Origin of the sequence: Roseateles sp. (genome assembly GCF_965229315.1) — a bacterium.
Taxonomy (GTDB): domain Bacteria; phylum Pseudomonadota; class Gammaproteobacteria; order Burkholderiales; family Burkholderiaceae_C; genus Pelomonas.
The window spans coordinates 1,394,616-1,406,082 of record NZ_CBDDJA010000002.1; the positions used below are offsets into that span (position 1 = coordinate 1,394,616).

The 11,467-nt window shown below is 70.3% G+C and carries 13 protein-coding genes; 10 read left to right on the forward strand and 3 right to left on the reverse strand.

The annotated features are described in order from the left end of the window. The first annotated feature begins 5 nt into the window (after window positions 1–5). Window positions 6–1,352 carry a TolC family outer membrane protein gene (locus ACO07H_RS11225; RefSeq protein ID WP_422014076.1) on the forward strand — a complete coding sequence of 449 codons (1,347 nt, stop codon included), beginning with the start codon at window positions 6–8 and terminating at the stop codon, window positions 1,350–1,352. A 76-nt stretch (window positions 1,353–1,428) separates the two neighbouring features. On the opposite strand, the gene ACO07H_RS11230 is transcribed toward ACO07H_RS11225, so the two are convergent. Next, window positions 1,429–2,304 carry an MBL fold metallo-hydrolase gene (locus ACO07H_RS11230; RefSeq protein ID WP_422014078.1) on the reverse strand — a complete coding sequence of 292 codons (876 nt, stop codon included), beginning with the start codon at window positions 2,302–2,304 and terminating at the stop codon, window positions 1,429–1,431. Window positions 2,305–2,328: 24 nt separating this feature from the next. On the opposite strand from ACO07H_RS11230, the gene ACO07H_RS11235 reads away from it, so the two are divergent. Genes ACO07H_RS11235 through ACO07H_RS11255 form a run of 5 tightly spaced genes read left to right on the forward strand, consistent with a single transcriptional unit; the run spans window position 2,329 to window position 5,164 of the window. Continuing rightward, entirely contained in the window at window positions 2,329–2,652 is a 324-nt protein-coding gene (locus tag ACO07H_RS11235) for a metalloregulator ArsR/SmtB family transcription factor (protein WP_422014080.1), read from the forward strand. Then, a complete protein-coding gene (locus tag ACO07H_RS11240; RefSeq protein ID WP_422014082.1) occupies window positions 2,649–3,071 on the forward strand; it encodes a YeeE/YedE family protein in 423 nt (140 codons plus the stop codon). The genes ACO07H_RS11235 and ACO07H_RS11240 overlap by 4 nt, the downstream gene beginning before the upstream one ends. Window positions 3,072–3,082: 11 nt before the next feature. Beyond that, window positions 3,083–3,505 carry a DUF6691 family protein gene (locus ACO07H_RS11245; RefSeq protein WP_422014084.1) on the forward strand — a complete coding sequence of 141 codons (423 nt, stop codon included), beginning with the start codon at window positions 3,083–3,085 and terminating at the stop codon, window positions 3,503–3,505. 22 nt (window positions 3,506–3,527) lie between these two features. Next, window positions 3,528–4,313 carry a peroxide stress protein YaaA gene (gene yaaA, locus ACO07H_RS11250; protein ID WP_422014086.1) on the forward strand — a complete coding sequence of 262 codons (786 nt, stop codon included), beginning with the start codon at window positions 3,528–3,530 and terminating at the stop codon, window positions 4,311–4,313. Beyond that, window positions 4,310–5,164 carry a 2OG-Fe(II) oxygenase gene (locus ACO07H_RS11255; protein WP_422014088.1) on the forward strand — a complete coding sequence of 285 codons (855 nt, stop codon included), beginning with the start codon at window positions 4,310–4,312 and terminating at the stop codon, window positions 5,162–5,164. The genes yaaA and ACO07H_RS11255 overlap by 4 nt, the downstream gene beginning before the upstream one ends. Here the strand turns inward: ACO07H_RS11255 and ACO07H_RS11260 are convergent, their stop codons facing one another. After that, entirely contained in the window at window positions 5,165–6,079 is a 915-nt protein-coding gene (locus ACO07H_RS11260; protein WP_422014090.1) for a DUF3667 domain-containing protein, read from the reverse strand. Beyond that, window positions 6,076–6,639: a LuxR C-terminal-related transcriptional regulator gene (locus ACO07H_RS11265; protein ID WP_422014092.1), complete on the reverse strand. Its 564-nt coding sequence runs from the start codon at window positions 6,637–6,639 to the stop codon at window positions 6,076–6,078. Before ACO07H_RS11265 ends, ACO07H_RS11260 begins: the two co-directional genes overlap by 4 nt. 79 nt (window positions 6,640–6,718) lie before the next feature. Here ACO07H_RS11265 and ACO07H_RS11270 point away from each other — a divergent pair, with 79 nt between their 5' ends. The 4 genes from ACO07H_RS11270 to ACO07H_RS11285 all read left to right on the forward strand — a co-directional run bounded on the left by ACO07H_RS11270 (window position 6,719) and on the right by ACO07H_RS11285 (window position 11,441). After that, complete coding sequence (locus ACO07H_RS11270) at window positions 6,719–7,426, forward strand: CoA transferase subunit A (protein ID WP_422014094.1); 708 nt, start codon at window positions 6,719–6,721, stop codon at window positions 7,424–7,426. A 3-nt stretch (window positions 7,427–7,429) separates the two neighbouring features. Then, window positions 7,430–8,068 carry a 3-oxoacid CoA-transferase subunit B gene (locus tag ACO07H_RS11275; RefSeq protein WP_422014096.1) on the forward strand — a complete coding sequence of 213 codons (639 nt, stop codon included), beginning with the start codon at window positions 7,430–7,432 and terminating at the stop codon, window positions 8,066–8,068. A gap of 222 nt (window positions 8,069–8,290) precedes the next feature. Further along, complete coding sequence (locus ACO07H_RS11280; RefSeq protein WP_422014098.1) at window positions 8,291–10,057, forward strand: DUF1800 domain-containing protein; 1,767 nt, start codon at window positions 8,291–8,293, stop codon at window positions 10,055–10,057. Window positions 10,058–10,064: 7 nt separating this feature from the next. Continuing rightward, on the forward strand, window positions 10,065–11,441 hold the full coding sequence (locus tag ACO07H_RS11285) for a DUF1501 domain-containing protein (protein ID WP_422014100.1): 1,377 nt from the start codon (window positions 10,065–10,067) through the stop codon (window positions 11,439–11,441). The last annotated feature ends 26 nt before the right edge of the window (window positions 11,442–11,467 follow it).

The following is an 11,467-nucleotide window of genomic DNA, read 5'->3' on the forward strand; positions in this document are numbered from 1 at the left end:
ATTCCATGCCCTTCGTCACAGCCCCTCGCCTGATCCTGCAACCGCTGGCCGCCGCGGCCTGCCTTCTGCTCGCCGGCGTGGTCCAGGCCCAGAGCCTGCAAGAGCTCTATGACGCCGCCCGGGGCTATGACGCCACCTACCTGGCCACCCGCGCCGCCGCGGACGCGGCCGCCGCCCGCGCCGCGCAGGCCGAAGCGCTGGTGCGCCCCACGCTGGGCCTGTCGGCGTCCGGCACGGCGACGCAGTACGACCCGGCCGCGACCGGCAACTACAACACCCGCGTGCTGTCCGCCGGCCTGCAAGGCAGTTACTCGGTCTTCAACGCGACCAACGGCCCCACCATCGACAAGGCCCGGCGCGGCTATGCCGTCGCGCAGGCGGACCTGGAAACCGCCGAGCAGGACCTCATCGTCCGCCTGGCCACGGCCTATTTCGACGTGCTGTCCGCCAAGGACACGCTGACCACCTCGCAGGCCAACAAGGCGGCCATCTCCGAGCAGCTCGCGTCCGCCAAGCGCAACTTCGAAGTCGGCACCGCCACCATCACCGACACGCGTGAAGCGCAGGCCCGCTATGACCTGGCCGTGGCGCAGGAACTGGCCGCCGACAACGACCTGCGCGTCAAGCGCGTGACGCTGGACCAGTTCGTCGGTCGCGTGGGCGTGGAGCCCAAGAGCCTGGCCGTGCCTGTCGCGCTGCCGGCGCTGCCCAGCGACAACGTGGACACCTGGGTCGCCACCGCCGATGACCAGCACCCCAGCGTGCGCAAGGCCCGCCTGGGCCTGGAAGTGGCGCAGCTGGACACGCAGATCGCGCGCGCCAGCGCGCTGCCCACGGTCAGCGCCAACGCCACGCTGGGGGGGCAGAACCAGCAGAACAGCCTGGGCGGCGCTGCGGCCATCGCGGCCGGTGCCGGCACGGCCAAGACCGCCAGCGTGGGCCTGACGCTGAGCTACCCGATCTACACCGGCGGCCTGACGCAGAACCGCATCAAGGAAACGCTGGTGCTGGAAGACAAGGCCCGCAACGACCTCGACTACGCGCGCCGCAGCGTCGCCGAGGCCACGCGCCGCGCCTTCTTCGGCGTGCAGTCGCTGAAGGCGCAGGTCAACGCCTACGAGGCCGCCGAGTCGTCCACCAAGCTCGCGCTGGAAGCCACGCAGCTCGGCTACAAGGTCGGCGTGCGCGTGAACCTGGACGTGCTGAACGCGCAGACGCAGCTCTACACGACCCAGCGCGACCTGGCCAAGGCCCGCTATGACGTGGTCGTCAACGGCCTGCGGCTGCGCCAGGCTTCGGGCCAGTTGCGCCCGGAGGACGTGGCTGCCGCCAACGCGCTTCTGACGCGCTGAGCCGGCGTCGCGCGCCCCCAGGCCCCCATGCCCCGCTTCGGCGGGGTTTCTTTTTTGGGAGCGCTGCTTGGGGACGCTACAGCGCGTTGATCGGGATGCGAAGGTAGGCCACGCCGTTGCTGTCTGCGGGCGGCAGCTGGCCGGCGCGGATGTTCACCTGCAGCGACGGCAGCATCAGCGCCGGCACGGCCAGCGTGGCGTCGCGCGTGCGGCGCATCGCGACGAACTCGGCCTCGCCGACGCCGTCGCGGACGTGGATGTTGGCGGCGCGCTGCTCGGCCACCGTCGTCTGCCAGCGGGCCTCGCGGCCCACGGGATAGTCGTGGCAGACGAACAGGCGAGTCTCGGGTGGCAGCGCCAGCAGCCGGTGCATGGAGCGGTAGAGCTGGGCCGCGTCGCCGCCGGGGAAGTCGCAGCGGGCACTGCCCAGGTCGGGCATGAAGAGGGTGTCGCCGACGAAGACGGCATCCTCGATGCGGTACGCCATGTCGGCGGGTGTGTGGCCGGGAACGAGCAGGGCGGTGGCCTCGATGCCGCCGATGCGAAAGCGCTCGCCGTCGCCCAGCAGCCGGTCGAAGCCGTCGTCTTGCACCGGCTGGTTGTAGAGCCGGCCAAAGGCGGCCTGCACCTCGCGGATGTGCGCGCCGATCGCGATCAGGCCACCGGCCTGCCGCTGCAGGTGGTGCGCGGCGGAGAGGTGGTCCGCATGGGCATGGGTTTCCAGGATCCACTGCAGCGTGAGGCCCAGCGCCTGCAGGTGGGCCAGCAGCGCATCGGCGCTGCGCGTGGCCGTGCGGCCCGAGGCGAGGTCGAAGTCCAGCACGGGGTCGATGACCGCGGCCTGGCGCGTGGCGGGGTCGTGCACGACGTAGCTGACGGTGCCCGTCACCGGGTCATGGAAGCCTTGGATGGCGATGGGCATGGCGTCGCTGGGTCGATGGGGTGCAGTCATTATATTGATCAATATAATGAGCCCATGTCCCAGCCGCCCGCCCTCGACATCCACACGCTGCGCGAAGCGGCCGGGGAGGCCGTGGCCGCGCTGAAGGCGCTGGCCAACACGGAGCGGCTGTTGCTGCTGTGCCAGATGTCGCAGGGCGAGGTCAGCGTCGGCGAACTGGAAGAGGCGCTCGGCATCCACCAGCCGACGCTCTCGCAGCAGCTCGGCGTGCTGCGCCGCGAGGGCCTGGTCGACACGCGGCGCGACGGCAAGCGCGTCATCTACCGCGTGGCGGACCCGCGGCTGCTGGCGCTGCTGCGTACGCTCTACACCTTGTACTGCCCGACGGAGGACGCATGACGGTGGACTGGCAAGCCTTCACGCCCGCGCCGGCGCTGGCCGGCGGGTTGCTGATCGGCATCGCGGTGGCGATGCTGCTGCTGCTGGGTGGCCGCATCGCCGGCATCAGCGGCATCCTGGGCGGCCTGCTGCGCGCGGGAGACAGGCGCTGGCGGCTGGCCTTCATCGGCGGGCTGCTGGCGTCGCCGTGGGTGCTGGCGCTGGTGAGCCCGGCCGCGCGTGCGTCCATCGACGCCGACTGGGTCACGCTGATCGCGGCCGGCCTGCTCGTGGGCGTCGGCACGCGATACGGGGCCGGCTGCACCAGCGGCCACGGTGTCTGCGGCCTGTCGCGGCTGTCGCCGCGCTCGGCGGTGGCGACGCTGGCCTTCATGGCCGCCGGCTTTGCGACCGTCTTCGTCGTCCGCCATCTGCTGTGAAGGAGGCGCGCATGGCTGCCTGGATCGCCTTCGCCTCGGGCCTGCTGTTCGGCCTGGGCCTCATCGTCTCGGGCATGGTGGCGCCGGCCAAGGTGCTGGGCTTCCTGGATGTCACTGGCGCCTGGGACCCATCGCTGGCCCTGGTGATGGCCGGCGCCATCGCCGTGGCGCTGCCGGCCTTCACGCTGGCGCGGCAGCGGCGTGCATCCCTCGCCGGCCTGCCCATGCAGTGGCCCAAGCAGATCGGCATCGACCGCCGGCTCATCGGCGGCAGCCTGCTGTTTGGCATCGGCTGGGGGCTGGCCGGCCTGTGCCCCGGCCCGGCGCTGGTGGTGCTGGGCATGGGCAGCGTCAAGGCGCTGGGCTTCGTGTTGGCGATGGGCGCCGGCATGGCCCTGCATGCAGGCCTGGAGCGACGCGCCGCCGCAGCTTGAGCCTGGGCCAAAATCCGCGCCCATGCTGTTCCTGCTCTCGCCCGCCAAGTCGCTCGACTACGACACGCCCACGCCACCCGAACTGGCGCCGGCGCTGACCCGCCCGCAGTTCCTCGATGACACGGCTGCGCTCATCGACATCCTGCGCACCAAGACCGTGGCCGACGTGCGCGCGCTGATGGACCTGTCCGAGCCGCTGGCGCAGCTCAACGTGGACCGCTATGCGGCGTACCGCCCGCGCTTCACCGAGCACAACAGCAAGCCGGCCGTGCTGGCCTTCAACGGCGACGTCTACGACGGGCTGGACGCGAAGACGCTGTCGGCCGACGACCTGGCCTGGGCGCAGCAGCGCGTGCGCATGCTGTCGGGCCTGTACGGTCTGCTGCGTCCGCTGGACCGCATGCAGCCCTACCGCCTGGAGATGGGCACGCGGCTGGCCACGCCGGCCGGCGCCAGCCTCTACGACTGGTGGGGCGACCGCCTGGCGCTGCACCTGAACAAGCTGGCCCGTGGCGAGCAGGCGCCGGTCATCGTCAACCTGGCCTCGCAGGAGTACTTCCGCGCGGCGGACCGCCGGGCCCTCAAGCCGCGCGTCGTCGACTGCCAGTTCGAGGACTGGAAGAACGGCGAGTACAAGATCATCAGCTTCTTCGCCAAGCGCGCCCGCGGCCTGATGGCGCGCTACGCCATCCAGCAGCGGCTGGAGGCGCCGGAGAGCCTGAAGGGCTTCGACCTGGACGGCTATCGTTTCGCTCCCGCCGCGTCGTCCGCCGACACCTTCGTCTTCCGTCGCCAAGCATCAGCATGAGCCAGCAAGTCATCACGCCCGAACTCTGTGAATGGATTTCCGAGCAGTCGCGTGCCGGGCATCCGGCCGACAGCATCCTCGCCGCCATGCTGGGCAGCGGCTGGAACGACACCATCGCCCGTCAGGCGCTGGCGCGCGTGCTGGGCCCGTCCGCCGCGCCGACGTCGTCCCCCGGATCGGCGCCTGGCACCACGGCCGGCCTGCCCGAGCCCGACCTGAGTCGCTTCGCGCCCGTCATCGACGCGGGTGACCGCCAGGTCCAGGTGGTGATGGCGCTGCGCCAGCCGCGCGTGGTGGTGTTCGGCAACCTGCTGTCGGACGAGGAATGCGACGGCATCACCGCGCTCGCCGGCCGCCGCCTGGCGCGCTCCGAGACGGTGGCCACCGGCAGCGAGGGCAGCGAGGTGAACGCCGCGCGCACCAGCGACGGCATGTTCTTCGAGCGCGGCGAGACCGACCTGATCCGCCGCATCGAGTCGCGCATCGCGACGCTGCTGCGCTGGCCGCTGGACCACGGCGAAGGCCTGCAGGTGCTGCGCTACCGCCCGGGCGCCGAGTACCAGCCGCACTACGACTACTTCGAGCCCGCCCATGCCAGCACGCCGGGCATCCTCAAGCGTGGCGGCCAGCGTGTCGCCACGCTGGTCATGTACCTGAACACGCCGGTGGCGGGCGGCTCCACCATCTTCCCGGACATCGGCCTGGACGTCGCGCCCGTCAAGGGCAATGCGGTGTTCTTCAGCTACGACCGCCCGCACCCGTCCACGCAGACGCTGCATGGCGGCTCGCCCGTGCTGGACGGCGAGAAGTGGGTCGCCACCAAGTGGCTGCGCCAGGGCGTGTTCACCTGATCAGGCCGCGGTGATGGCGCTGGCGGCGATGCCGGCCGCCAGCAGCGCCAGCCCCAGGCTCAGCAACAGCAGGTAGGCCAGGCTGAGCAGGACGCCGCGCCAGATCGCCGCCCACCAGCCCAGCCCGTAGACGTTGCGCATCGCCAGCAGGCCCTGGCAGAAAACGGCGAGCTGCATCTGGCCGACGGCGTCGGTTGCCAGGGCCAGCAGCAGCGCCAGGAACCACAGGCTGTGGCAGTGCAGCGAAAACACGAAATGCTCGGCATAGCGCCGGCCGCTGCCGGCGAACATGAGCAGCAGCAGGGCCGCGAACACCGGCTGCATGGCCAGCATGCCGTACGGCGCCAGCGCGGTCAGCCGCCCGGTCCACTGCGCGCGGCTCATGGCATTGGCGGCGTGGACGAGGCGGGACAGGAAGGCCTCGGCCGGGCTGCAGTCGGCGCGAGGCGGTGATGCGGCGCAGCGCTCGACCGACTGGTCGAAACTGCGGCGCTCGCCCACCGCTGGCGCGCCGGTCGCGCCTGACGCGGCCGGCTCCGGCTTGTCGAGCTGCACGATGGGTGCGTCACCCATGCTGCCCTCCCAGGGCGAATGCGGCAGCAGATGCGAGCCGACGAAGAACACGAAGCTGGCGCTCAGGTAGACCCGCAGCGGCAGCACGTAGCGGCGCCGCTGGCCGCGGAAGTAGGCATTCGTCAGGTGGCCGGGCAGGCAGACCAGTGCCCACAGCGTGCGCCACAGCGGGCCGTCGAAGGCGACGTAGTGGCCGACGTACTCGGTGAACATCTCGCGCACCGACGGCGGATGCAGGTCGGTCTCCTGGCCGCAATGGCCGCAGTGGACCGGGCGCGGTGTCGCCAGCGTGTAGTGGCAGTTGCGGCAGTAGGGCAGCTCGGGGGCGTGATGGGAACTCATGCGCTCAGCAATTTATGGATCAGTTCGGGCGTGCTGCCCGCCTGGTATTTCTTCATCAGCCGGCCCCGGTAGATGTCCACCGTGCGCGGGCTCACGCCCAGGTTGCGGCCGATCAGCTTGCTGGTCTGGCCCTCGACGAGCAGTGCGGCGATCTCGCGCTCGCGCGGGGTCAGTTCGGCGGTGATCTGCCGGCGCGCCGACAAGTCCTCGAAGCTCCAGATGCCGCGCGCATGCGGGTCGGCCGGATCCAGCGCGCGCCCGGTCACGTGGCACCAGAACAGTTCGCCGCTGCCCAGCCGACGCATGACGCGGTCGTCGGCGTAATTTGCCATGGGGCCTTCCGCGTCCAGGCGGGCGACGATGCGCGCGCCGGTGCGTTCGAACTCCACGGCGCTGGGGTACATGACGGCAAAGCTCTGGCCGACGAGTTGCTCGCGCGTGGCCGAGAACATCTGCAACACCCGCTCGTTGCAGTCCACGATCTGGCGCCGGGCCGACAGCACCAGGCCGATGGGAGCGAGCTGGAAGGCGCTGCGGTAATCGGGGGCGGCAGGGTCCACTTAGGCGAATTCGCGTAATCGACTTCGGAAGGCGCGCGATAGTACCCTTCGCACTTCACCCGAAAAGGCAGGAGACGGCATGAACAAGGTGTACCCGAGCGCTGACGAGGCGCTGCGCGGCGTCGTGAAGGACGGGCAGTTGCTGGCCGTGGGCGGCTTCGGCCTGTGCGGCATTCCGGAGGCGCTGATCGCAGCCCTTCGCGACAGCGGCGTCAAGGACCTGACGGTCATCTCCAACAACGCCGGCGTCGATGGCTTCGGCCTGGGCCAGTTGCTGGAGACGCGCCAGATCAGGAAGATGATTTCCAGCTACGTGGGCGAGAACAAGGAGTTCGAGCGGCAGTACCTGGCCAAGGAGCTGGAGCTGGAGTTCACGCCGCAGGGCACGCTGGCCGAGAAGCTGCGTGCCGGTGGCGCCGGCATTCCGGCGTTTTTCGTGCGCACCGGCGTGGGCACACTGATCGCCGAGGGCAAGGAGGTCCGCGAGTTCGACGGCGAGACCTACATCCTGGAAAAGGCCCTGGTGCCCGACGTGTCCCTGGTCAAGGCCTACAAGGCCGACAAGAGCGGCAACCTGGTGTTCCGCCGCACCGCGCGCAACTTCAACCCGGCCGTGGCGATGGCCGGCAAGCTGACGGTGGTGGAGGTGGAGCAGATCGTCGAGACCGGCGAGATCGACCCCGACGACGTGCACCTGCCCGGCATCTACGTGCACCGCATCGTGCTCAATGCGAACCCCGAGAAGCGCATCGAGAAGAAGACCCTCAGCCCGAAGAAGGAGGCCTGAGCCATGGCCTGGACGCAAGACCAAATGGCCGCGCGCGCGGCCCAGGAGCTGGAAGACGGCTTCTACGTGAACCTCGGCATCGGCATCCCGACGCTGGTGGCCAACCATGTGCCGGCGACGAAGGAAGTCTGGCTGCAGAGCGAGAACGGCATGCTGGGCATCGGCCCGTTCCCGACCGAGGACGAGGTGGACGCCGACCTCATCAACGCTGGCAAGCAGACCGTCACCACCTTGCCGGGCAGCAGCATCTTCGGCAGCCACGACAGCTTCGCGATGATCCGTGCCGGCAAGATCAACCTGTCCATCCTGGGCGCCATGCAGGTCAGCGGCGGCGGCGACCTGGCGAACTGGATGATCCCCGGCAAGATGGTCAAGGGCATGGGCGGGGCCATGGACCTGGTGGCGGGCGTCAAGCGCGTCATCGTGCTGATGGAACACGTGGCCCGCAAGAAGGACGGCACCGAGGACCTGAAGATCATCCCCGCATGCACGCTGCCGCTGACGGGCGTGGGCGTGGTGGACCGCATCATCACGGACCTGGGCGTTTTCGACGTGGTGCCGGAAGGCCTGAAGCTCGTCGAGCTGGCCGAGGGCGTGACGCGCGAATTCGCGCAGAGCAAGACGGGCGTGCCGCTGCTCTGACGGCCCGCGGCAGGCGCCGCCCGGCGCATCGATCAAGGAGCCCCGCAGTGCGGGGCTTTTTCGTTGGGCCGCAGGCGCTGGCTGTCGCTGGGCTTGCGGTCAGCCGTCCAAGCATGTTTCTGCTGGTAAGCGCCAGGGCGTTTGTCACGACTCCGTTGTGACAGCCGCGCCAGCAGGGCCGGGGTTGGCCATCATTCGCGCCGCACCTCACGGACGCCGCCCATGCCCGCTCTTTCCGCTCTGCCCGCTCTTTCCGAACTGCCCGAGTTGTTCAGGGCGCCGTCGCCGCCGCTCCCCGAGCCCGCCGACGCGCTTGCGGCCGGCCTGCCTGCCGCACTGACGCCAGCCGCCGCCGCGCTCTCTTCGGCAGCGCTTCTGAGCGCCTGCGGGGGCGGGGGCGGGGGCAGCAGCGACACCACGCCGGCCTCGCCGCCGCCCGCGCCAACCCCGCCGCCCACGCCAACCGCGGCGCCCACCGACGCCCAGGCCGCGCGCTTCTTGGCACAGGCGGGCTTCGCCGCGCTGCCGGCCGACATCGCCAGCGTCAAGGCCAATGGCTATGCGGCCTGGCTGGACGCCCAGCTGGCCATGCCCGTCACCGACGGCCACTACGACTGGATGGTGGCCAAAGGCTACGCGGTCGAGGCCAACCGCAACAGCTTCGCGGGGCTGGACAACACGCTGTGGCGCAAGCTCATGACCGCGCCTGACACGCTGCGCCAGCGCGTGGTGCTGGCGCTGTCGGAGATCTTCGTCATCTCGATGAACGGGCTGCCGGTGCAATGGCCGGGCTTCGTCGGCGCCGCCTACCTGGACATGCTGGAGCAGAACGCCTTCGGCACCTACCGCGCGCTGCTGGAGGGGGTGACGCTGTCGACCGGCATGGGGGTGTACCTCAACATGCGTGGCAACCAGAAGGAAGACACCAAGACCGGCCGGGTGCCCGACGAGAACTACGCGCGCGAGGTCATGCAGCTGATGTCCATCGGCCTGGTGCAACTGAACGCCGACGGCAGCGCCAAGGTCGGCAGCGACGGCAAGCCGCTGGAGACCTACACGCAGACGCAGATCACCGACCTGGCGCGTGTCTTCACCGGCTGGGACTACGGCGCCGCCACCAGCACCACCGACCCGGCCTATGTCAGGAAGCCCATGGCCAACATCGCCGCGCGCTTCTCCACCGGCGCCAAGCGCGTGCTGGATGTGGACATCCCCGCCAGCGCGGACGGACCGGCTGCGATGAAGACGGCGCTGGACACGCTGGCCAGCCATGCCAACGTCGGCCCGTTCCTCGGCCGGCAGCTCATCCAGCGGCTGGTGACGTCCAACCCCAGCGCCGCCTACGTGGCGCGCGTGTCGGCCGTGTGGGCGAACAACGGCGCGGGCGTGCGCGGCGACCTGAAGGCGGTCATCCGCGCGGTGCTGCTGGACACCGAGGCCCGCAGCGCCGCGACGACGCCGTCCAGCGGCAAGCTGCGCGAGCCCGTGCAGCGGCTGCTGCAGTGGGGACGCAGCTTTGGCGTCACGTCGGCCACCGAGGCCTGGAACATCGGCGATACCAGCAACCCGGCCACGCGGCTGGGCCAGAGCCCGCTGCGCAGCGGGTCGGTGTTCAACTTCTTCCGCCCCGGCTACGTGCCGCCGGGCTCCGCGCTCGGCAGCAGCGGCATCACGGCGCCCGAGTTCCAGCTCTGCAACGAGAGCACGGTGGCGGGCTATCTCAACTTCCTGCAGACGGCCATCGCCAGCGGCATCGGCGAGGTCAAGGCCGACTACACCGCCGAACTGGCCCTGGCCACCGATGCGCCCGCGCTGGTGGCCAGCCTGGCCCTGCGGCTGGGCGGCGGCGGCGTCTCGGCCATCACCGAGAACACCGTGGCGACAGCCATTGCCACCATGAGCGCGAGCACCGATGCCGGCAAGCTCAACCGCGTGCAGGCCGCCATCCTGATGCTGATGGCCTGCCCCGAGTACCTCATCCAGAAGTGACGACGCCATGAAGCTCAACAAGCTCCCCCAACTGCAGCGTCGCGAGTTCCTGCGCCGCGCCAGTGCGCTCGGCGTTGCCGGCACGGCCGCGCCCTGGGCGCTGTCGCTGGCCGGCATCGGCGAGGCGGCTGCGGCCACCGCGCCGGGCGACTACAAGGCGCTGGTGTGCGTGTTCCTGTACGGCGGCAACGACTACGGCAACACGCTGATCCCGTACGACTCGGCCAGCTACACCGCCTATGCCGGCATCCGCCAGTCGCTGGCCATCTCGCGTGACGCATTGGCCGCCACCGCGCTGCCCGTCGCGGCCGGCGGCCGGCAGATGGCGCTGGCACCGCAGCTCGGCAAGCTCAAGGGCCTGTGGGACGCCGGCACGCTGGCCGTGCAGCTCAACGTCGGCACGCTGGTGCAGCCCACCACGCTGGCCCAGTACAAGGCCCAGAGCGTGCCGCTGCCGCCCAAGCTGTTCTCGCACAACGACCAGCAGTCGACCTGGCAGGCCAGCTCGCCCGAGGGGGCCACGTCCGGCTGGGGCGGGCGCATCGGCGACCTGTTCCTGAACAGCAACGCCACGTCCAGCTTCACCTGCATCAACGTGTCCGGCAACGCCGTGTTCATGGCGGGCCGGCAGGCGGCGCAGTACCAGGTGTCCACCAACGGCGCGGTGGCCGTCAACGGCATCACCAAGCCGCTGTTCGGCTCGCAGGCCTGCGCCACCGCGCTGCGCTCGCTGATCACCGCGGACCGCAGCCACTGGATGGAAGCAGAGCTGAACCGCGTCGTGCGCCGCTCGGTGGACGCGCAGGTCACGCTGGGCGCGGCGCTGGCCGGGCTGCCGGCAATGGGCACCGCGTTCGGCACGGCCTCGTTGTCCGCCCAACTGCAGATGGTGGCCAAGCTCATCGCCGCACGGCAGAGCCTGGGCGCGACACGGCAGGTGTACTTCGTCTCCATCGGCGGCTTCGACCTGCACGACCTGCTCGTCGCCCAGCACCCGCTGCTGCTGACGCAGGTCAACGATGCGCTGGCCAGCTTCCACGCCGCCACCGTGGAGCTGGGCGTGGCGCAGCAGGTCACGACCTTCACCGCCAGCGACTTCGGCCGCACGCTGACCAGCAACGGCGACGGCAGCGACCACGGCTGGGGCAGCCATCACTTCGTCATGGGCGGCGCCGTCAAGGGCGGGCGTTTCTACGGCACGCTGCCGTCGGTCAGCGTCAACGGGCCGGACGACGTGGGCCAGGGCCGGCTGCTGCCCACCACCTCGGTGGACCAGCTCGCGGCGACACTTGCGACCTGGATGGGCGTGCCGGCGACCGATTTGCCGACGGTGCTGCCCCAGATCGGCAACTACACGACCCGAGACCTCGGCTACTTCACATGACCTTGCGGCTGCTTCCCGTTGCGCTT

Coding starts and splice junctions, on each gene's coding strand:
- ACO07H_RS11225 (WP_422014076.1), top strand. CDS start 6: ATGCCCTTCGTCACAGCCCCTCGCCTGATCCTGCAACCGCTGGCCGCC.
- ACO07H_RS11230 (WP_422014078.1), bottom strand. CDS start 2,304: ATGACTGCACCCCATCGACCCAGCGACGCCATGCCCATCGCCATCCAA.
- ACO07H_RS11235 (WP_422014080.1), top strand. CDS start 2,329: ATGTCCCAGCCGCCCGCCCTCGACATCCACACGCTGCGCGAAGCGGCC.
- ACO07H_RS11240 (WP_422014082.1), top strand. CDS start 2,649: ATGACGGTGGACTGGCAAGCCTTCACGCCCGCGCCGGCGCTGGCCGGC.
- ACO07H_RS11245 (WP_422014084.1), top strand. CDS start 3,083: ATGGCTGCCTGGATCGCCTTCGCCTCGGGCCTGCTGTTCGGCCTGGGC.
- yaaA (WP_422014086.1), top strand. CDS start 3,528: ATGCTGTTCCTGCTCTCGCCCGCCAAGTCGCTCGACTACGACACGCCC.
- ACO07H_RS11255 (WP_422014088.1), top strand. CDS start 4,310: ATGAGCCAGCAAGTCATCACGCCCGAACTCTGTGAATGGATTTCCGAG.
- ACO07H_RS11260 (WP_422014090.1), bottom strand. CDS start 6,079: ATGAGTTCCCATCACGCCCCCGAGCTGCCCTACTGCCGCAACTGCCAC.
- ACO07H_RS11270 (WP_422014094.1), top strand. CDS start 6,719: ATGAACAAGGTGTACCCGAGCGCTGACGAGGCGCTGCGCGGCGTCGTG.
- ACO07H_RS11275 (WP_422014096.1), top strand. CDS start 7,430: ATGGCCTGGACGCAAGACCAAATGGCCGCGCGCGCGGCCCAGGAGCTG.
- ACO07H_RS11280 (WP_422014098.1), top strand. CDS start 8,291: ATGCCCGCTCTTTCCGCTCTGCCCGCTCTTTCCGAACTGCCCGAGTTG.
- ACO07H_RS11285 (WP_422014100.1), top strand. CDS start 10,065: ATGAAGCTCAACAAGCTCCCCCAACTGCAGCGTCGCGAGTTCCTGCGC.